The 20,568-nt window shown below is 29.1% G+C and carries 18 protein-coding genes and 2 tRNA genes; 14 read left to right on the top strand and 6 right to left on the bottom strand.

Going from position 1 to position 20,568, the window contains the following annotated elements; translation table 11 throughout:
- The first annotated feature begins 5 nt into the window (after positions 1 to 5).
- Positions 6 to 1,124, top strand: coding sequence for a glutamate 5-kinase (gene proB / locus DTL3_RS07225; RefSeq protein ID WP_197539516.1), 1,119 nt, complete (start codon positions 6 to 8; stop codon positions 1,122 to 1,124).
- A gap of 210 nt (positions 1,125 to 1,334) precedes the next feature.
- Here proB and DTL3_RS07220 read toward each other — a convergent pair.
- The 3 genes from DTL3_RS07220 to DTL3_RS07210 form a co-directional block, all read right to left on the bottom strand.
- Positions 1,335 to 1,411, bottom strand: a tRNA-Cys gene (locus DTL3_RS07220).
- A 21-nt stretch (positions 1,412 to 1,432) separates the two neighbouring features.
- Positions 1,433 to 1,509, bottom strand: a tRNA-Asp gene (locus tag DTL3_RS07215).
- A gap of 43 nt (positions 1,510 to 1,552) precedes the next feature.
- Complete coding sequence (locus DTL3_RS07210) at positions 1,553 to 2,932, bottom strand: trigger factor (RefSeq protein WP_045088136.1); 1,380 nt, start codon at positions 2,930 to 2,932, stop codon at positions 1,553 to 1,555.
- A gap of 303 nt (positions 2,933 to 3,235) precedes the next feature.
- Here DTL3_RS07210 and DTL3_RS07205 point away from each other — a divergent pair, with 303 nt between their 5' ends.
- The 11 genes from DTL3_RS07205 to eno all read left to right on the top strand — a co-directional run bounded on the left by DTL3_RS07205 (position 3,236) and on the right by eno (position 14,384).
- Positions 3,236 to 3,955: a WecB/TagA/CpsF family glycosyltransferase gene (locus tag DTL3_RS07205; protein WP_052670429.1), complete on the top strand. Its 720-nt coding sequence runs from the start codon at positions 3,236 to 3,238 to the stop codon at positions 3,953 to 3,955.
- Positions 3,956 to 4,186: 231 nt separating this feature from the next.
- On the top strand, positions 4,187 to 5,467 hold the full coding sequence (locus tag DTL3_RS07200) for an alpha-amylase family glycosyl hydrolase (protein ID WP_045088135.1): 1,281 nt from the start codon (positions 4,187 to 4,189) through the stop codon (positions 5,465 to 5,467).
- Positions 5,468 to 5,740: 273 nt separating this feature from the next.
- Positions 5,741 to 6,652, top strand: coding sequence for a signal recognition particle-docking protein FtsY (gene ftsY / locus DTL3_RS07195; protein ID WP_084217233.1), 912 nt, complete (start codon positions 5,741 to 5,743; stop codon positions 6,650 to 6,652).
- A 3-nt stretch (positions 6,653 to 6,655) separates the two neighbouring features.
- Positions 6,656 to 7,324 (top strand): DUF2225 domain-containing protein, encoded by a 669-nt coding sequence (locus DTL3_RS07190; RefSeq protein WP_045088134.1) that lies wholly within the window; start codon positions 6,656 to 6,658, stop codon positions 7,322 to 7,324.
- A gap of 14 nt (positions 7,325 to 7,338) precedes the next feature.
- The gene (locus DTL3_RS07185) at positions 7,339 to 9,120 is read left to right on the top strand and encodes a 3D domain-containing protein (protein WP_144403499.1); all 1,782 of its coding nucleotides are present in this window, start codon (positions 7,339 to 7,341) and stop codon (positions 9,118 to 9,120) included.
- A gap of 44 nt (positions 9,121 to 9,164) precedes the next feature.
- Positions 9,165 to 9,638, top strand: coding sequence for an RrF2 family transcriptional regulator (locus DTL3_RS07180; RefSeq protein WP_045088132.1), 474 nt, complete (start codon positions 9,165 to 9,167; stop codon positions 9,636 to 9,638).
- On the top strand, positions 9,628 to 10,719 hold the full coding sequence (mnmA, locus tag DTL3_RS07175) for a tRNA 2-thiouridine(34) synthase MnmA (RefSeq protein WP_231853999.1): 1,092 nt from the start codon (positions 9,628 to 9,630) through the stop codon (positions 10,717 to 10,719). The genes DTL3_RS07180 and mnmA overlap by 11 nt, the downstream gene beginning before the upstream one ends.
- A 20-nt stretch (positions 10,720 to 10,739) precedes the next feature.
- Positions 10,740 to 11,225, top strand: a complete 486-nt coding sequence (gene coaD, locus DTL3_RS07170; protein ID WP_045088131.1) for a pantetheine-phosphate adenylyltransferase — start codon at positions 10,740 to 10,742, stop codon at positions 11,223 to 11,225.
- Between the two features lie 396 nt (positions 11,226 to 11,621).
- Positions 11,622 to 12,215, top strand: coding sequence for a translation elongation factor Ts (gene tsf, locus DTL3_RS07165; protein WP_045088130.1), 594 nt, complete (start codon positions 11,622 to 11,624; stop codon positions 12,213 to 12,215).
- A gap of 97 nt (positions 12,216 to 12,312) precedes the next feature.
- Positions 12,313 to 13,023, top strand: coding sequence for a UMP kinase (gene pyrH / locus DTL3_RS07160; RefSeq protein ID WP_045088129.1), 711 nt, complete (start codon positions 12,313 to 12,315; stop codon positions 13,021 to 13,023).
- A gap of 56 nt (positions 13,024 to 13,079) precedes the next feature.
- Positions 13,080 to 14,384 (top strand): phosphopyruvate hydratase, encoded by a 1,305-nt coding sequence (gene eno / locus DTL3_RS07155; protein WP_045088128.1) that lies wholly within the window; start codon positions 13,080 to 13,082, stop codon positions 14,382 to 14,384.
- A 120-nt stretch (positions 14,385 to 14,504) separates the two neighbouring features.
- On the opposite strand, the gene DTL3_RS07150 is transcribed toward eno, so the two are convergent.
- The 3 genes from DTL3_RS07150 to DTL3_RS07140 form a co-directional block, all read right to left on the bottom strand.
- Complete coding sequence (locus tag DTL3_RS07150) at positions 14,505 to 15,593, bottom strand: hypothetical protein (protein WP_045088127.1); 1,089 nt, start codon at positions 15,591 to 15,593, stop codon at positions 14,505 to 14,507.
- 373 nt (positions 15,594 to 15,966) lie between these two features.
- Positions 15,967 to 16,467 (bottom strand): hypothetical protein, encoded by a 501-nt coding sequence (locus tag DTL3_RS07145; protein WP_045088126.1) that lies wholly within the window; start codon positions 16,465 to 16,467, stop codon positions 15,967 to 15,969.
- Positions 16,448 to 16,786, bottom strand: a complete 339-nt coding sequence (locus DTL3_RS07140; protein ID WP_045088125.1) for a hypothetical protein — start codon at positions 16,784 to 16,786, stop codon at positions 16,448 to 16,450. Before DTL3_RS07140 ends, DTL3_RS07145 begins: the two co-directional genes overlap by 20 nt.
- Before the next feature lie 215 nt (positions 16,787 to 17,001).
- On the opposite strand from DTL3_RS07140, the gene DTL3_RS07135 reads away from it, so the two are divergent.
- On the top strand, positions 17,002 to 18,324 hold the full coding sequence (locus DTL3_RS07135; protein WP_045088124.1) for an NCS2 family permease: 1,323 nt from the start codon (positions 17,002 to 17,004) through the stop codon (positions 18,322 to 18,324).
- A gap of 50 nt (positions 18,325 to 18,374) precedes the next feature.
- Positions 18,375 to 20,516 carry a glycogen debranching protein GlgX gene (gene glgX, locus DTL3_RS07130; RefSeq protein ID WP_045088123.1) on the top strand — a complete coding sequence of 714 codons (2,142 nt, stop codon included), beginning with the start codon at positions 18,375 to 18,377 and terminating at the stop codon, positions 20,514 to 20,516.
- Positions 20,517 to 20,568 lie beyond the last annotated feature (52 nt).

Genomic DNA, 20,568 nt, shown 5'->3' with positions numbered 1-20,568 from the left:
TCTATTTGAATGAAAATATCTCTGAAATTGTAATAAAAGTTGGAAGTAGTTCTTTAAGCAATGAAAATGGAATAGATGAAGACAAAATCAGAAACATAGTCGAACAAGTTAGTACGTTAAAAAAAGTTGGTAAAGATATCGTTATTGTTTCTTCCGGGGCAATTGCTGCTGGTATGGCAGAATTAGGCTATAAAAAGAAACCAAGTTTACTAATTGAAAAACAGGCATGCGCTGCTATAGGTCAAGGCCTTTTGATATCTACCTATAATAAGCATTTTAATGAAAATAATTTAAAATGTGCTCAAATATTAATAACAGGAGAAGACTTTGCTAATAGGAGACGATATCTTAATGCTTATAACACTATTAATCAGCTTTTAAAGTTTAATATAATTCCAATCATAAATGAAAACGACACTACAGCTACTTTAGAAATTAAATTTGGCGATAATGATGTTTTATCTGCTCAAGTAGCAAGTTTAATTGAAGCTGATTTGCTTATTATACTTTCTGATGTATCAGGTTTATTAAAGAATTTAAACGATCCTAATTCAATAATTAGAGTTGTGGAGGAAGTCAATTTAGAAATTGAAAACTTGGCAAATGGAAAAGCTGGAAAGTTAGGGACTGGTGGGATGAATTCAAAGATAAAAGCTGCTAAAATCTCGTTGAGTGCGGGGATCCCCATGGTTATTGCCCCAAGCTATGAGAAAGATGTAATTATTCGAGTTATAGATAGTATAGAATCTAACATGTTTAATATTGGAACAACGTTTATTCCAAAAGGAAAAAAATTAAGTAAGAGGAAAAGATGGATAAACTTCAGTTTAAAACCAAAAGGTGAAGTAATAGTAGATGAAGGTGCACAAAAGGCTCTTTTAAGTGGTAAAAGTCTTCTTGCTGTTGGAATTAATGAAGTAAAAGGTGTTTTTATTGCTGGAGATTTGGTTAGAATTCTTAATGAAAAAAGAGAAAATATTGGCAAAGGTTTAGTTAATTACTCATCTGAAGAAATAAAATTGATAATTGGTAAAAAAACAGAAGAAATACATTTATTTAACGAAAAATTTGGACCTGAAGAGATAATTCATAGAGATAATATGGTAATAGAAAAAGAATTTTAAATTGTTAGAATATTCAATGAAGAAAAACTACAGGTTTTAAAAATCAAAAGAAGAATTATTTCTTTAGCGAAGTTTCTATGCTTATTCAGTATTTTAATTATATTTACATATAAACTTATTGTTAGGAAAGAAAAGCGGGTAATTATTATTACCCGCTTTTAACATTTTCTTGAACTCTTTGAAATTCAAGGTGAAATTAATTTATAAATATGGAGGCAACGGAGGGATTTGAACCCTCGAATAGCGATTTTGCAGACCGCCGCCTTAGGCCCCTTGGCTACGTTGCCATTGTTATATATATATAATACTGGCGGGGACGACGGGACTCGAACCCGCGGCCACCGGTGTGACAGACCGGCATGATAACCAGCTTCACCACGTCCCCACTTTACTGACATGTATATTCTACCAAAAAAAAAGGTTTTTGTCTACTCCTGAGTAGAGTCTTTCATATTTTGTTCATTAGTTTCTTCTGATATCTGATTTTCCTGATCTTGATTAATTAGTTCGTCGGCTTCTTTATCTTCATTAGATTTTTCGGTGTCTTCAATTTCTTCAATCTTAACCATTTCCTTAATAAACTTAGCAACTTTGATTCGTAATTCATTCCATGCTAGTTCTTCTAAAATTTGATGATTAGAATTAACAATTTCTAATGCTCTTGCATACGAAAGTCCATACATACTACCAAAATTTTTGATTGCTTGATTAAGTTCTTCCTCAGTGACCGTAATGTTATTCTCATTAGCAATATTTTCTATAACAATTATTTCTTTTATCCATTTTAATGCGCTATTCTTTATATCTTCGATGAGTTTGTTTTCGTCATTATTAAATTTCTCTAATTGACTTTCATAATTTCCTTTAGTTTTTAGGTCATTGATGGATGATTCAACGTAATAATTTAATGTTTCTGGCGATATCTCTATTTCAACATAATTGGGTATTTCTGATAAAATATAGTTGATGATAAATTGTTCTTGCCAATCTTTAACAGCCTCTTCCCCTTCTTTTCTAATCTTTTCTTTTAAATCAGAAAGTGTTTCCACCTCAATATTAAGTTCTTTTACAAAATTGTCGTTTAGTTCTGGCATTTTTCTCGAATAAATTTGGACAACTTTAGCTTTTGTAATTAATGTTTCTTTATTTTCTTCATTCTCGGTTTCATTTTGAGGAATTTCTACTTCAAATTCATCACCATTAGATTTGCCAATAAGAGCTTTAATTAATGGCCTAGGATCTTGCTCTCTTACAACAACTTCAAGTTCATTTTTTTCTTCAATTATATTGCCTTGGCTATCTATAACATAATATTCTAATCTAACAAAATCACCATATTCAATTGGTCCATTTTTTGGTTCTAAGATAACATTGCTTTCCAAAAGTTCATTTAATCTTTGATTTATGTATTCTTCTACGATACCTTTTGAGTCTGGTACTTTAACAACCATATCCTCAAAGTTTGTTGAAATTATATTTGGGTATGTATGTAAAATTATTTCAAACTCAATGATGTCATTATCTATTGAACTCGATTCTATGATAATTGGAAATAAAATCTTTTCTTCTTCAGATATTTTATGTTCCAATTCATGTTCTGCCTCTTCTAAAAGCATTTCTTGAAATTCATTACCTAAACGTAATTTGACGATATCTTTTGGAACTTTACCTTTTCTAAATCCTTCAAAAGTATAATTGCTATTAATATACTTTGCAATACGATTTTCTAATTTATCAATTTCTTCTTTATCAAACTTCACTAAATATTTCTTAACGTTTTTATCTTGGTATATTAGGCTTTTTTCCATGTTTAATTTCCTCCTTCTAGGATTAAAAATTATTTCTAATTAATTTAATTCAATTTTTATAAAATCAACCTTCAAGTATTATACAATTTAAGTAAATGAATTTGGTTAATTTTAGGTCAAATTTTATTTTTCATCTGTAAAATGTTAAATTATTTCTTTTTTATTATTTAGAAAAGCAAACTTGAAATATTTAACAAAAAGATTCTTTATTTATTAGTAATTATGTTAAAATATTTTCTGAAAAGAATAGTAAACCAAAAATTGTTTTCTAGCAATTAAAAAGATATTTATGAGGTGAATATTTTGCCAATAGAATATTTATTGAATAGTTTAACTATTCTATGTGGGGAAAAAAAAGAAATATATAATTTTATAGCAGAAAAATTATTTTTAGAAGATAAATTATGGATTGTAACTTTAAATGCTTTAATGTACATGGAATATATAAAAGGAAATGAGTATTCTGTAGCCTTAAAAGAGGCATCCTTTTCTATTCCAGATGGGGTAGGGATAGTCAAATTATTAAAGAAAAAAGGTATTGAAACGGAAAGATGCCCAGGTTATGATACGATGGAATTTTTGTTGCGTTTATCTACAAAACAAAATTATAAGGTATATCTTTTAGGATCAACAGAAGAAGCTGTAAAGAAAGCCTCTGAAAATATTGTAAATAAATTCGGAACAGCAATAGTAGGTTATCATCATGGATATTTTGATTGGAACATGGAATCAGAAATTGTGGAAGATATTAATAATAAAAAAGCAGATCTTGTTTTTGTAGGAATGGGTATTCCAAAGCAAGAAATTTTTATAAAGAGAAATATAGAATCTATTAATGCAAAGTTACTAATGGGCGTGGGGGGTAGTTTTGATGTTCTTGCTGGAGAAGTAAAGAGAGCTCCTCAATTCTATCAAAAGCTAGGATTAGAATGGTTATATAGAATGATAAAAGAACCACGAAGAATAAAAAAGATTCCAGATTTAGTTAAATTTTATCTGAGAATGTTCCAAAATAAAGATTAAATTTCTTATAACTTTTTAGAAGCTCAATTGATTTTTTTGAAAATAGATTCAATATATAAATAATTTTGTAAAAAAGAAAATACTAGCAGATTTGATATAATCAATGGTATAATTATTCAGTAGCAAAAATAATTCATTTTGTTGAAGGTTGCTATTTATAATTTTTATATTATATTATTATATGCAACTACTTCAGCTGTAATCGATTAAAAAATGAAGGAGGATTTTTTCATGGCAAAAGACACACCCAAATGGTTAAAAAATTGTGTGATTTATGAAGTGTTTACAAGAAATTTTGCAAATGCTGGAACTTTTAATGATGTATATAATGATCTAGAAAGGATAAAAGCCTTAGGAGTTGATATTGTTTGGTTAATGCCTTTTTATCCGGTGGGTAAAGTTGGAAGAAAGGGCACACATGGAAGTCCTTATTCTATTAAAAATTATGAAGAGATATCTTTAGAATATGGAAATAAAGATTTTTTCAAAAAACTAATAGATAAAGCTCATTCTATTGATCTGAAAATAATGATAGATATTGTATTTAATCATACTTCCATGGATTCATATTTGATTGAAAAACATCCAGAATGGTTTTTAAAGGATGAAAAAGGAAATTTTACGAGGAAAGTTAGTGAGTGGAATGATGTATATGATTTAGATTTTAACAACAAGGAATTATGGGAATATTTAATAAGTGTTCTTGAAATGTGGGTAGAACTTGGAGTTGATGGTTTTCGATGCGATGTAGCTTCATTAATACCCTTGGATTTCTGGAGAAGAGCTAAAGAATATATATCTCAAAAAAAAGAATTAATATGGCTTGCTGAAAGTTTAGATCTTAATTTTTTGAATAGTTTAAGAAATAGGGGATTTGAAGTATCTTGTGATGCTGAGTTATATGATGTTTTTGATTTAACCTATGATTATGATGGTTATGAGTATCTACACTCTTTTTTTAGAGGAGAAAAAGGGTTAGATTATTTTTTAAATCAAATTTATTTACAAAAAACCATGTTACCGAATAACTCAGTTAAGATGAGATTTTTAGAAAATCATGACAATCCAAGAATTTCTTTTCTATTAAATGGAAAAAATAAAATAAAGAATTGGACAATGTTTTATTCATTGCTTCCTGGAGCTACGCTTGTATATGCTGGGCAGGAATTAATGTTAGATAAACTTCCAAGCCTTTTTGATAAAGATCCTATCAAATGGAATAAAGGAGATTATGAATTCCTTAATTATTTTAAAAAGGTTATTAAGCTTTCAAAAGAAATTAAATCACAGTGTGATTTATTTTCAGCGCGAGAGTTAGCAAAAGGGATAATTGAACTAAAATGGAAGGGCGAAAGTAGCGAATATTTAGCAATTTTGAATTTGGAAGACAGATTTGGTGAAATTCCAGTTGATTTTACGTTATATGCTTCTGATCTATTGACTAATGAAATAGTAAAGATTGAAAAAATATTCAAAATTAGAAAGTTACCCCTTATCTTTAAATTAAAATAATTTTAATATTCCTAAGAATAGTCCTAAGAGTTGAAAGTAGGACTTTAACAATGAAGATTTTCTAAAAATGGAATTTCGAATTTATAATGGATCCAGGGCGTAGTCCTTCCCCTTTTTTCTCGGTACAAGTATTAAAAGATTAAAGAAATTAAGAATTGGTAAGGATTAGAAGTTGATAGATATTTTGTAAATAAATGAATGCAAAACATATATATAATACCGATTTAGAATTTGTAAAGACAGTAAAATGAAAGTATAAGGAGGATGTAAGAATTGAGTGTCTTAGATAAATTTATGAAAGGACTTACTAAAACAAGAAAAACTCTATTTCATAACATCAAGACTATTTTTTCTGGAAGAACTTTAGATGAAGATACATTAGAAGAACTTGAAGAAATTCTCATAATGTCTGATATGGGTGTTGATGTGGTAGAAAAAATTTTAGAAGAATTAAAAGATAAATATCACAATAAAATAACAGATCAAGAAGATCCTTTACTTATATTAAGAGATATAATGGTCAGCCATTTGAGTACTAGTCCACTAATTTTAGACACCTCAAACGCTCCCTTGGTAGTTTTATTAGTTGGGGTTAATGGAAGTGGAAAAACCACAACTGCTGCTAAATTAGCTAAAATATATATGAATTATGGTAAAGACGTAGTATTAGCAGCTGCAGATACGTTTCGCGCTGCTGCAATAGAACAACTGAAAGAATGGGGAAATAGATTAAATGCAACCGTTATTGCTCATCAAAAAGGTTCAGACCCTGCTGCAGTAGTTTTTGATGCAATTAGCCATGCTAAAGCAAAGAGCAAAGACGTCATTATCATTGATACTGCCGGGAGGCTTCATACTAAAAGCAATTTAATGGACGAATTAAAAAAGATAAAAAGAGTTGTTCAAAGAGAAATAGAGGGCGCACCGCAAGAAATATTATTGGTACTTGACGGTACCACTGGGCAAAATGGGATTATTCAAGCAAAGGCTTTTAAAGAAGCAATAGATATTACTGGAGTTGCAATAACAAAACTTGATGGCACAGCTAAAGGAGGTATAGCATTTGCAATTAATCATGAACTTAATATACCTATAAAATTAGTTGGATTAGGAGAAAAAGAAGACGATTTACAAATTTTTGATCCTGTTAAATATTGCAATGCTTTGCTAGGAATAGAGGAATAGATTATGGATGATTTTATAAAAGATTTTGTTCAATGTCCAATTTGTGGTAATGAATTTACTTATGATAAAGTTTCGTCAACGTCTATAAAAGTAAGCTCTTATGACCTTGATTTAAAACCTGAATATAGAGAGATAAATGTTTCGCTGTATAGTTTAATTACCTGTCCAAACTGTTTATTTACCTTTCAAGAAAAAGATAAGCAGAATATTGTAGATTATGTAAATAAAAATGATAATTTTATAAAAATAACTCAATTTCTTGAATATATTAAAACGATTTATAACTCTGAAGTTGATAATTCATTTGAAAAATCCGATGAATTTTATAGAGACCAACTTTTTATTGCTACAGAGATATATTCTATTTTAGGCCAAACGCTTGAAGTAATAAAAATTATGATAAAATTAAGCTGGTATTATCGCGAAAAAAATGATGAAGAAAAAGAATTGGGGATTTTATATTATTGTGAAAAATTATTAGAGAAAGAATATCAAAATTTCTCTAAAGAAGATGATTTTATTTTTGCTTTATTTTATTTAGGATATATTAATTATCGTTTTAATCGTAAAAAAGAGGCTGCTCGATATTTAGACTACTTATTAAAAGATTATAAAAATTCCTCAAATCCTTATTTAAAGGCAGCAAAAAATCTGAGGGGTGAGCTAAGGTGAAGAGTTTCCAGAAAATGATTCTATTGACTTTGAGTGTAGTAATTGTTTTACTCTTATCAGGATGTTCTTTTTTTCAACCACAACAAGCTACTTCCACTTTGCCTAACAGTGAATTGGAGGCTATTAAAAATCAATTATATGCAATAGAATATCGATTAACCCAAATGGAAAGTCAAGTTAACAGTTTATCCGACAAAATTTATCAAAATTCAATGAACTATAGTTATGATTATGATATGGTAAAAAGTGTAAAAGATCAATATAATTATATAGAAAAAAGAATAGTTACGCTAGAAGATTATTTGTATGAGGGAAGAAGTTATGAAGATATCGATAAATTATTAGATTTAGATCTTAGGGTACAAAAACTTGAAAGTGCTTCTAATTTGAATTTAATGAATTCAAATAATACTAATGAAACTTCTGGGTTAGAAGCGAGAATAATTAATCTAGAAAATCAAATTGCTGAATTAGAAAATCTTTTGGTTAATATTCCAAAAATGGACCAAAAGCTAATTTTTGATAATATTAATGAATTAAATGAAAAAGTTAATTATTTGGAGAAAAGTTTTCAAGATTCCGAGTTTTATTTTCTTCAAAACGGAAACATAAAAGAATTGATAGAAAAGCAAATTACAGAAGCCGATCTTGAAGGTTATGTTGAAAGTATTGTTGATTATAAAACAGAGGAAGCAGTTTCTAAATTATATTATCAAAATCAATCGGAAAATATATTAAAAATTAAATCTTTAGAAGATATCGTTGTAAATTTGGAAAACCAAATTAAAAACCTAAATAATGAGTTACAAAAAACGATTATTCAACCTCCAAATTCGTTAAGTGAAATTTATTTAGGTCAAATACAGGATATTAATTCTAAAATAAATGAGTTATATTATACTCTTGGAGAAAAGGAAGTAACTCAATTGCTAGGCTCATCTAACGAAATTAAATATGTAGTAAAATCAGGAGATACACTAATAAGTATTTCTAATGCCTTTAGCTTAGGAAATAAAGGTGTCCAAATTATTATGCAAGCAAATAATTTGCAATCAACTAATATAAGAGTTGGACAAGAGCTTAAAATACCTGTTGGTAATATTGAAGAACTAATAAATTGGCCGTTTGAAAAGACCCGTCCTTCGAATTATGATAGAATAGTGATTAGATTTGGTGAAAGAAACGTTAATGGGGTATCAAGTGGTATAGGTGTTCTGGCTCAAGATGAACAAATTTATTCTATACTACCTGGAAGAGTAATTGAGCTTGGAAAACTAGCTAACAATAATTATTATTTAAAAATCGATCATGGAAATGGTATTATCACCGTCACGAGTAATATTAGAACTTTATATGTCTCACAAAATTCTTGGGTTGAAAACTCAAAAGCACTGGGAACAGCTAAAAATGGTGAAATAGTTAATATTGAGTTATGGAAAAATGGTGAACCAAAAGATCCTTTAAGATTATTTTATAAGAAAATAGGAGATTTCAAAGCCACATATTATACTGAATGGGATGATAAAATAGTGTATTCTCCAACTTTCAGATTAACAAGATCTGGTGATAAACCAATTTCTTATCAAACAATTGCTGCAGATCCTAAGGTGTTGCCTTTAGGAACTGTTGTATATATTCCGGAATTATCCTCTTTGCCAAACAATGGATATTTTATTGTTCAAGATACTGGTTCACAAATAGTTGGTAACAAAATAGATATTTATGTTAATGATGTTCGATTAGCAAATAAAACAGAAGAAAAATTAACAGTGTATGTTGTTAATTCACAATCATAATCAAGGTTAAGAATTTAGATGTTTAAAAATGAGGTGAGTTTAAAATGGCTCTTACAGTTAAAAGTAGCTATGCATTAAGAGCTTTATTTGAATTGGCAGTGCTAACTAAAGATGAAGGAAAAGAACGTGTAACTATTTCTGAATTGTCTGAAAGACAAAATATTCCCAAAGATTTTCTTGAAAAAATATTTAGTGAGTTAAGAGAAGCGGGCATATTAAAATCAATAAGAGGAAAATATGGAGGTTATGTTTTAGCTAAAGACCCAAAAAATCTCAAATTGAGTGAAATAGTGAAGGTACTTGACAATCCATTACAATCTTATGATTGCATTACAGGTGAATGTAAATTAGAAATAAACTGTGCAGTAGAGTTTGTGTGGAAAAGAGTACATAATGCGATGATTTTGGAATTGGATAAATTGACATTACAGGATATTATAGATTATGGCACTGCTGTAGCAAATTTAGAAAGAGCAAAAACTTTAGACAAGGAGAGTAAAGTAGAGATTGACAGCTGATATAAAAAAGGTAGTTATTCTAATGAGTGGCGGAGTTGATAGTTCAATAGCTGCTTATTTATTAAAATCCCAAAATTATAAAGTGTATGGTCTTCATTTTAAAACTGTAAATGACATTTTGTTTTCCTTATATCCTGAAAAACAAAAAGTATGTTGTAGTCCTTCAGATACAACAGATGCAATCAAAGTTGCCGAAAAATTAAAATTAGATGATTTTCAAATAGTTGATATAAAGGATGAGTTTAAAGAAAAAATAATCGATTACTTTATAGAGACATATAAATTTGGTAAAACTCCTAATCCTTGTATTTTATGTAATAGATATTTTAAATTTGGAAAAGCTATAGATATATGCAAGAAAATAGGTGCAAATTACATATCTAGTGGACATTATATAATTAGAGAATATTCAAGAAAATATAGTTCTGAAGTATTAAAGAAAGGTGTAGATAATTATAAAGATCAATCGTATTTTCTATCGTATATAAAGAAAGATGTAGTTCCTTATCTACTTTTCCCCTTAGGGAAAATGTATAAGTCTGAAATCAGACAAATGGCTCAAAAATTAGATCTAAGTGTAGCTAACAAAAAGGATAGTCAAGAACTTTGTTTTATTCCAGATAATGATTACAGAAGATTTTTAAGAGAAAATGGGATTAATGTTCAGGAAGGAAAGGTTTTAGATTTAGAGGGCAATGAAATAGGCATTCATGATGGATATTTAAATTATACGATAGGGCAACGATCCGGTATAAGATATTATAAATCTCCACCGATTAAGCTTCATGTATACAAAATTATTCCAGAGAAAAATATTTTAGTAATGGCACCAACAGAAAAATTATATTCACATGAACTTATTGCTACTAAGGTTAATTTTTTAATCGATTTTAAAACTATTGATGGATTGTGTAGAGTACGAAAAAAAAGTGAAGAAAAACCTGCAACTGTTACAAAGATTGCAGATGATGTTATTAAAGTTAATTTTAAAGAACCAATTTTTGCAGTAACACCAGGTCAGTTTGCAACTATTTATGATGAAGACGGAGTGATATTAGCTTCTGGAATAATAACTGATTAATATAGATTGGGGATATAATAATGCCAAAACAAGATGCAGCTTATCCTGGAAGTTTTGATCCTATTACTAATGGACATGTCAATATTGTAGAGAGAGTTGGAGATAGATTTGATAAAATTTATGTTATTGTTATGAACAACCCTCAGAAAAAATATCTTTTTTCCCTTTCAGAGCGTGTAGAAATGGTGAAGAGAGATTTTGAGCATATGCAAAATGTTGTTGTAGATGTATATGATGGTTTATTAGTTGATTACTTAAAAAACCACAGAATTTATAACTTAATAAGAGGTCTCAGAGCAGTAAGCGATTTTGAATATGAATTACAGATGGCACATGCAAACAAATCTTTATTACCTCAGTTAGAAGTATTTTTTTTAATGGCTGATACTAAATATTCTTTTATATCGTCTTCGATGATTAAAGAAATTGCCCAATATGGTGGTGATGTTAGTAAATGGGTATCCAAGTTCGTAGAAGATAGATTAAAAGAAAAATTACTAAAATAACAATATACTGAGTCAGTTTTTTATTGCAAATTAATATTTGTTGTGTTAGAATAAATAAGTAAAAATTTATGTTATAAATATATAAATGAATGCTCTATAAAAGATATTTATTAACATTTAAGCATGAAAGTAAACTTAATTAGTGAAAGAAAAAGCAAACAAGCAGAATCAGAGTTATATATTAGATATATTTTAAAGAATTTATAATGGGTTCAGGTTGTAATCCTTCTCCTTCTCTTGCTACAAGTACCTAAAAGGTTAATGAAATTACGATTTAGTGAGTATTAGAATTAAGGAGATAGTTTGTATAAATGATTAAATCTGAAACATACATATAATGAGGATTTTAGAATTTTTGAAGACAGTAAAAATAAATATAAATAGGAGGTTGAGTTAATGGAAGTATCTATTGAAAAAATTAAAATATTAAGAAGTACTACTGGAGCAGGAATGCTAGATTGTAAAAGTGCCTTAGAAGAGGCTGATGGAGATGTTGATAAGGCAGTAGAGATATTAAGAAAAAGAGGTGCAATAAAAGCTGCAAAAAAAGCAGATAGGGCCACTAAAGAAGGTATAGTATATTCTTATATCCACCATAATGAAAAGATAGGTGTATTGCTCCTTTTGGGATGTGAAACAGATTTTGTTGCGAGAACAGATGAGTTTCATGAATTAGCTAAGAAAATTTGTTTCCAAATCGCTTCAATGAACCCTCAATGGATTTCAAGAGAAGAAGTACCAGAAGAAGTGATAAATAAAGAAAAAGAAATATATGCTGAGGAACTTAAAGATTCAAATAAACCAGAAAATGTTAGAGAAAAAATAATTGAAAATAAATTAGAGAAATTTTTTCAAGAACAATGTTTATTAGAACAAGAATATGTTTTTGGAGAAGGGGAAAAAATCAAAGATTTAATTACTGAATTAGTTGCAAAAGTTGGAGAAAATATTACTATAGCAAAATTTGCTAGATTTGCTGTGGGTGAATAAGATCAAAATCAAAAAGAGCGGAATTTCCACTCTTTTTGATTTTTTAATACACACCTTTTTGTGTATAAACTATTGTTGAAAGGAGCTTGTCTAATCTATGTATAAAAAAATATTGTTAAAATTGAGTGGAGAAGCTCTATCCGGTGAAGGAAAAAAAGGATTTGACACAAATTTTTCTAATTATTTAGTTAGTGAATTAAAAAAGGTTTACGATTTAAATGTCAAAATAGGTATTGTCATAGGTGCAGGTAATGTTTTTAGAGGTAAAGAACTTGAACTTGAAGGATTTAAAACAAAGATGGCTGATCAGTTAGGCATGCTGGGTACCGTTATGAATTCTATTTATTTAAAACATTTTCTGGATAAAAATGGTTTTAAAAGTATTGTTTTTTCAAACACTGTTAATTTACCTTCTGTTATGCCATTTAAATATGATTTGGTTGATTTCTATTTTGAACAAGAATATATTGTCATTTTTGCTGGAGGTACCTCGAACCCGCTTTTTACTACTGATACTGCTGCTGCTCTTAGAGCGGTTGAAATGGATGCAGAAATTTTAATTAAAGCTACGAAGGTAAATGGTATATATAACAAAGACCCTAAAGAATTTCCTGATTCATATAAAATTGATAAAATTTCTTTTAGTGATGCTATAAGTCAAGATATAAAAGTAATGGATACAGAGGCTTTTTCTATTTGTCAAAGAAATAAACTTCCTATAATAATTATCAATTTTTTTGATAAAGGAAGCTTATTAAAAGCGGTGAAAGGTGAAGAAATAGGTACTCTTGTTTATCCAGAAGATTAAATATTTATTGAATAAAATTATTTTTTATTTTTATTTTCAAACAGGAGGTGTTTTTATTGTTCGGTGGTTATTATAACGAAATATTCGCTGTTCAAGCTAGAGAAGTTTTGGATTCAAGAGGCAATCCAACGGTTGAAGCGATGGTTCTTTTGTCAAGTGGAACAAAAGCATCAGCCATTGTTCCGTCAGGTGCGTCTACAGGAAAATTTGAAGCTTTAGAATTAAGAGATGGAGATCCCAATTATTTTCTTGGAAAAGGAGTAACCAAAGCAGTAAAAAATGTTAATGAAATTATAGCTGAGGAAGTTGTTGGACTTAATGCTTTTGATCAAGTGAAAGTTGACAAAACAATGTTAGAATTGGATGGAACAGAAAATAAACAAAATCTAGGGGCAAATGCAATTTTAGCAGTTTCAATGGCTGTAGCTCGAGCGGCTGCGAAATCTTTAGGTATACCTCTCTATAAATATATAGGGGGTGTGAATGCTAAGGTACTGCCCGTTCCTATGATGAATATAATTAATGGTGGAGAGCATGCAGATAATAACTTAGATATTCAAGAGTTCATGATTATGCCTGCTGGTTTTTCTAATTTTAAAGATGCACTTAGAGCAGGAGCTGAAATATTTCAACATTTAAAAAAGTTATTGAAAAAAGAAGGTCATATTACATCCGTGGGTGATGAAGGTGGATTTGCACCTAATCTTAATTCAAACGAAGAAGCTATTGAATACATAATTAAAGCAATTCAACTTGCCGGATATAAGCCTGGGGAACAAGTGTTTATTGCTTTAGATGCTGCTGCTTCTGAGTTTTATAATGAAGAAACCAAAAAGTATTCTATAGATGGAAAAGAAATGAGTGGAAATGAACTTTCTGAATATTATATCAATTTAATCAATAAATATCCTATAAAATCTATAGAAGATCCATTTGACCAAGAAGATTGGGATACTTATTCTAACTTTACAGCAAAGGTAAGAAACAAAATACAAGTAGTCGGTGATGATTTATATGTAACTAATGTAAAAAGATTACAGAAGGGTATTGAAGTTAATGCAACAAATTCTATTCTAATTAAGTTAAATCAAATTGGAACTGTTACTGAAACTTTAGACGCTATCGAGTTAGCATATAAAAATGGAATGACCGCAGTTGTTTCTCATAGGTCAGGAGAATCAGAAGATACATTTATTGCAGATTTTTCAGTTGGAACTAACGCTGGTTTCATCAAAACTGGTTCTTTATCAAGAACTGATAGAATTGCGAAATATAACCGATTATTAAGGATTGAAGAAAATCTTGGAGAGGTTGGAGAATTTAGAGGTTTGAAGGCATTTTATTCTATAAAAAATAAATAATTTTCTCAGTAAAAAAGTCGGCATAAATTAGCCGACTTTTTTATAAATTTTATATGGTAGGTAAATTATTAAGCTAATACTTGAACGATAATTGTTATTTATCATATTAATAATAAATTATCATAAAACATTAATATTTTCAATATTAAATTTATTTTCTAATAAACTTTGTTTTAAATCAGGTATCTTAGATAAAAAGTATTCTTTGTTTTTCTCTAGTTCAAAAGTAATATAGATAGTATTATTTATTAAGTTGATATTACTTTCAACAACGCCAAATTTTTTAGTTAGTAAAACGATTGAGAATTTATATACATGTTCATTGTTTTTTTTATATGAATCTTGATTGTAGTCTTGATCAATATGTAAATATATAGGAAGGTTAAATATTATAGTAAAAATAACCGTATGTTGTTCTTGATTTACTAGATTTTTTATTTTAAGGTATGAGTCTATATTTTTATCAATTTTGATATTTTCAAAAGATATTTTTTCTTTATTAATGTTTATTTTTTTCTGTCTAATTATTCCTTCTTGAATATCTTGCGTTTCATCTTCTATAAATTTTTTAAAAGAATTATTTTCAGATGTATAATCTTGTTCATTAAAGAGAAAAAATTTAATGTAATTAGTAATTTTTTTTGCTATTTCAGTAGGTGAGGGAAAAGTAAAAGAATTTAAATATATTGAATTGATTAATTTTTCTAAAACTTTTTTTACAAATAGTCCACACGAATTTATATCATCCTTCTGAAATTTATCAAACATAAGATCATTACATTTTTTATCGAATTCAGATAAGAAATCATTCAGCCAATTTACAAGCCTTAATTTTTGCGTGTTGGTTATGTTTCTATCATATATTCTTATAATATTACAATTACTATTTTGAAGAAATTTTATATTTATGTTGATTTCATTTTTGAAAAATTCGCCAAGAAGCTTCATCTGAATATTTGTTTTTGCATTTTTTAAATTATCAGTGAAATTTAGTTTAACTTTAGAACCTTCATGAAGGGGAAGCCTTTCATCATATTTTAAAAATAGAAATGAATCATCATATTCTATTATAGCCATACCATTTTTTATATATATTATTTCTCCAACATTTGTTAGCATTTTATCTATAGAGGTTTCCTTAGATAAAAATGGCAATACCATATTTTGGTTTGATTTATCTATTACTAAATTGATAGTTGGCTGATTCATCCATTTTAAGCACAGGATACTCCATCCTTTATAGGGTGGAGATGAATGTGCTACTCACTCCTTTCAAATAAAAGTGTTTTGACTTTACTAATCAATGTCAATTTCTTATAACTGACATTTCTATGAATTATAGTACCTTCTAACTTACTTAAATCAAAATATCCACTATTCACGGTTTCATGGTAGCAACAATTGTTCTTACCCATAGAACTGTTTGTTCACTACCGGCAGAGCATGAGACTTGGTTGTACATCCTGAGGTTTCTATACATTCGTGGATAAGATAATACTCTAAGCATTTAGCCTAATCAACTAGTGCTTTTTAGAAGCTCCCACTTCAAAATTCGTCAGAGTTTAAGAGGTGGGTGGTGACATTACTCCTTAAATTCATCAAAAAGTTGTTGATCTAAAGACTTTTTAACTGATTTATATCTTTTAATTTTGGAAGTTACTATTTTTTCCGAAGTCAATAATTTTTCTTTCATCATTAAATATCTTACCTTATCAGGTGTAGTAAAGAACCAATTACCACTGTTTGATGAATATTCAGGAACATTTACCCTAAATTTAGTACCTATAACAGCACGAGATTCAATTTTTTCTATAGCGCCAATTTTCTTAAAGTATGTAATGGCGTTTTGTGTTCTTCCAATACTAATATTTAAATTTGAAGCTATTTCTCTAACACTAGTATGAGTGATTGTGTAATCATGACCCATACCGTAACTTATGTTGTATAAATACAAGTATACTTTTGCAAATGAAGAGGGTGTTAATTGCAAAATATACATTAAAACTTTTTCGGGTATTTGAAGAAAAGGTCTAACCGGTCTATACTCAAATACATTAATATTTTTATCTTTTTTTTGATTCATTTTTTTCATTCTCCCATTCTTCTTTGGTTATAATCTTTCCGTTATCTAATGTATAATTAAGTAAATTGTAATTTCGATCGAAAGAGGCATGCAAATGTATACGAGTAGGACATTTAGAACCAATATATTCTTTATCTACTATAAAACCATCATTGTCATAATCATTGATAATATCATATCCTTTTCTAAGATAGCTTTTAAAAGTTTCTCCACATTTATTGCATTTAAAATATACTATAAGTGCATTTTTTTCTTCATAGAAAATATTTCGTTGTTCTGAATTATTTTTTTGAACCTTTTTTTTGAAAAAATTAAACATAGAGAACCTCCTTTGTTCTTTGTTTTTGAAATTATTAATTTAATTATAACATACATTTTTAAAGAAATATATTCTCTAATATTTGAATAATACTTGAACGATAGTTTTTTTTATCATACTAAAAAACAAAAAAGATGATAAAATATAGAATAGTTATTGTATTAATTTCAAAATTAATCAATTCTATCTAATTTTAATCTAAAAGGAGGAATTACATGAGCGCTAATAAAGAAAAAAGCATCTTTGAAAGGCTGTTTAAATTAGAAGAAAACCAAACTAATGTTAAAACGGAAATTTTGGCAGGTATTACTACATTTATCACAATGTCTTATATTATTTTTGTTAATCCCGCTATACTGAGCGAAACAGGTATGCCATATAATGGAGTTTTTATTGCCACAATTGTTTCGTCTATTTTAGGAACGTTATCGATGGCTTTTCTAACAAACTACCCATTTGCTTTAGCTCCTGGCATGGGACTAAATGCTTTTTTTGCTTATTCTGTTGTTATTGGAATGGGAGTTAGCTGGAAAACGGCACTAGGTTTAGTCTTTATTGAGGGTATTATCTTTATTATATTAAGTTTAACTCCAATAAGAAAAACCTTGGTTAATTCAATTCCAATGTCTTTAAAAACGGCAATTAGTGCTGGTATTGGTTTATTTATAGCGTTTATTGGTTTACAAAATGCCAAAATTGTAGTTGCCGATCCTTCTACCTTAGTAACTATGGGACAATTATTTTCAGGTCCTTCTCTAATTGCGATTTTAGGATTGATTATCACTGCAATTTTATTTTCTCTTAAAATCAAAGGTGCTCTTTTGTTGGGTATTATCATATCAACAATTCTTGGTTTATTTAACGGTGTAACGCCTATTCCTGAAGGTATTATCGCCCTTCCTAAAATGTCTGACTGGTCTACTGTTTTATTTAAACTTGATTTACATTCTGCATTCAGCTTCGAAATGATTGGTGTAATGATTTCTTTTTTATTCGTAGACATTTTTGATACTGCAGGTACTTTAATTGGTGTTAGTCAACAGGCAGGTTATTTAAAAGAAGACGGAACGCTTCCAAAAGCAGACAAAGCTATGCTTGCAGATGCCATAGCAACTACTGGAGGAGCCCTTTTTGGAACTAGCACTGTTACAACTTATGTAGAATCTGCTTCAGGTGTTTCTGCTGGAGGAAGAACAGGTCTAACTGGAGTAGTTGTATCAATTTTATTTTTTCTATCTTTATTTTTCAGGCCTATTATTGCTACTGTTCCCTCTGCTGCTACTGCACCTGCTTTAATTATTGTAGGAGTAATGATGTTATCGAATATTCTAAAAATTCAATGGGATGATTTTACCGAAGTAATTCCAGCATTTATAGCAATGATTACTATGCCTTTAACTTATTCAGTATCAAATGGTATAGCACTTGGTTTTATAACCTATCCAATATTGAAACTATTTACTGGAAAAGGAAAAGAAGTTCATTGGATGGTTTATTTATTATGCGTCTTATTTATTCTATATTTTATATGGTTATAAATAAGTGATTTTTAATATTTTACATAATTATTTTGAGTAGGTGCATTATAATGGAAAATAAATCCACTAAATTCAAAGTTTCAAAAGGTAAGCCTATATTAGGCGCTACTATAAATCAAAAAGGAGTAAATTTTGGGGTCTATACTAGAAATGGTTCGTCTGTTATAATTGAATTATATGATCATTATTTCGAGGATAAACCTTCGTTTAGCTATATTTTGGATAAGAAAGTTAATCGCACGGGAGATATATGGCATGTTTTTATTGAAGGAATTGGACCGGGATTTACATATGGATGGAGAGTAGATGGACCATATGAACCTTATAAAGGATTTAGATTTAATCGCAACAAACTTTTATTGGATCCATATGCTAAAGTCTTATCAGGAGAATTTGATCCTTTAGATGTCTCGATTTATGGATACGAAAAAAATAATCCTCAACTAGACCTCAGTTTTTCTTTAATAGATTCTGCTAGTTCTAATTGCAAGACTGTAATTTGGGATACTAGTAACTATAATTGGGGAGATGATGAGCATCCCAGACATTCTTTAAACGATTTAATTATCTATGAAATGCACGTAAGATTATTTACCATAAATCCTAATTCTCAAGTTAATCATAGGGGAACCTTTTATGGAATAATAGATAAAATCAATTATTTGAAAGAACTCGGTGTAAATGCTATTGAATTAATGCCTATATTCGCTTTTAGCATGAAAGATAATAGTAATATAAATCCTATAACAGGTGAAAAACTTAAAAATGTCTGGGGTTATAATCCAATAAGCTTTTTTTCAGTGACTAGTAACTATCGGTATGGTTTGAAAATTGGAGAAGAAGTAATTCAATTTCAAGATCTAGTTAAGGAACTTCATAAAAATGGTATGGAGGTTATTTTAGATGTTGTATATAATCATACTGCAGAAGGAAATGAATTAGGCCCAACCCTCAACTTTAAAGGTTTAGAAAATGATGTCTATTATATGTTAAAAGATAACAAACGATATTATGAAAATTTTTCTGGTACTGGTAATACCATTAATTCTAGCCACTATGTTGTTAAAGAAATGATAATCGAAAGTTTAAGGTTCTGGGTCTCTGAAATGCATGTGGATGGTTTTAGATTTGATTTAGCTTCTATTTTAGGAAGAGATTCAAAAGGAAATTGGATAGGGGATCTTTCATTGTTAAAAGATATAGCTGACGATCCTTTGCTAGCAGGAACTAAATTAATCGCTGAAGGCTGGGATGCAGCAGGTGGCTATTATGTTGGCAATTTTCCAACAGGATGGGCTGAATGGAACGGAAAATATCGCGATACAGTAAGAAGATTTGTTAGGGGTGACCAAGGAACTGTTGCGGATCTTGCAACACGAATTGCTGGAAGTCCTGACCTTTTTGAAAAGAGAGGAAGAAAACCTTATCACAGTGTAAATCTGATAACCTCTCATGATGGTTTTACTATGTGGGATCTAGTATCCTATAACTCAAAACATAATGAGGCAAACGGAGAAAATAATCTTGATGGGGTTAACGAAAATTACAGTTATAATTATGGATTTGAGGGAGAAACTGAAGATCCTAACATTATACACTTAAGGAAAAAGCAAATCAAAAACTTTTTTACTATTTTAATGGTATCTCAAGGTATTCCTATGATTTTAATGGGTGATGAGTTTTGTAGAACTCAATATGGCAATAATAACGCCTATTGTCAAGATAATTACATTTCGTGGGTTGATTGGAAAAGAAAGGAAAAATTTCAAGATATTTTTGTTTTTGTAAAGAAACTTATTGAATTCAGGAAACATCATTGCGCATTGAGAAGAGATAGATTTTTCACTGGAAGAGACATCTCTGGAAATGGAATGGCGGATATTACTTGGCACGGTATCAATCCTTTCCAACCGGATTTTAGTTATTTTTCTCATAGTCTTGCCTTTATGATTAGTGGAGAAGATGTTATCACAGGTTGTGAGCAAGGAGATAATGATATTTATGTAGCTTTAAATAGTTGGATAAATGATTTAACTTTCAAGCTCCCTATATTGCCTAGTAATAAAAAATGGTATAGAGTTATAGATACTTCACAAGATTTTCCGAATGATTTTCTTGATAAACCTGACCCAGTTTTAGAAGATTCTTATTTGGTGCAATCAAAAAGTTCTATAGTTCTTATAGGTAAATAATTTTATTTAGATGTATTTTATTTAACATCATAATGATATTCTAAGGAGGAAT

Origin of the sequence: Defluviitoga tunisiensis, assembly GCF_000953715.1 — a bacterium.
GTDB lineage: Bacteria > Thermotogota > Thermotogae > Petrotogales > Petrotogaceae > Defluviitoga > Defluviitoga tunisiensis.
The sequence above is the reverse complement of the archived record's forward strand: the minus strand, read 5'-3'. Positions and strand labels throughout refer to the sequence as shown.

Bases quoted from the DNA above. Each gene is read 5' to 3' on its own strand.
- DTL3_RS07210 (WP_045088136.1), bottom strand. From the start codon at position 2,932: ATGGAAAAAAGCCTAATATACCAAGATAAAAACGTTAAGAAATATTTA.
- DTL3_RS07200 (WP_045088135.1), top strand. From the start codon at position 4,187: ATGGCAAAAGACACACCCAAATGGTTAAAAAATTGTGTGATTTATGAA.
- DTL3_RS07190 (WP_045088134.1), top strand. From the start codon at position 6,656: ATGGATGATTTTATAAAAGATTTTGTTCAATGTCCAATTTGTGGTAAT.
- DTL3_RS07185 (WP_144403499.1), top strand. From the start codon at position 7,339: ATGATTCTATTGACTTTGAGTGTAGTAATTGTTTTACTCTTATCAGGA.
- DTL3_RS07180 (WP_045088132.1), top strand. From the start codon at position 9,165: ATGGCTCTTACAGTTAAAAGTAGCTATGCATTAAGAGCTTTATTTGAA.
- coaD (WP_045088131.1), top strand. From the start codon at position 10,740: ATGCCAAAACAAGATGCAGCTTATCCTGGAAGTTTTGATCCTATTACT.
- tsf (WP_045088130.1), top strand. From the start codon at position 11,622: ATGGAAGTATCTATTGAAAAAATTAAAATATTAAGAAGTACTACTGGA.
- pyrH (WP_045088129.1), top strand. From the start codon at position 12,313: ATGTATAAAAAAATATTGTTAAAATTGAGTGGAGAAGCTCTATCCGGT.
- DTL3_RS07150 (WP_045088127.1), bottom strand. From the start codon at position 15,593: ATGAATCAGCCAACTATCAATTTAGTAATAGATAAATCAAACCAAAAT.
- DTL3_RS07145 (WP_045088126.1), bottom strand. From the start codon at position 16,467: ATGAATCAAAAAAAAGATAAAAATATTAATGTATTTGAGTATAGACCG.
- DTL3_RS07140 (WP_045088125.1), bottom strand. From the start codon at position 16,786: ATGTTTAATTTTTTCAAAAAAAAGGTTCAAAAAAATAATTCAGAACAA.
- DTL3_RS07135 (WP_045088124.1), top strand. From the start codon at position 17,002: ATGAGCGCTAATAAAGAAAAAAGCATCTTTGAAAGGCTGTTTAAATTA.
- glgX (WP_045088123.1), top strand. From the start codon at position 18,375: ATGGAAAATAAATCCACTAAATTCAAAGTTTCAAAAGGTAAGCCTATA.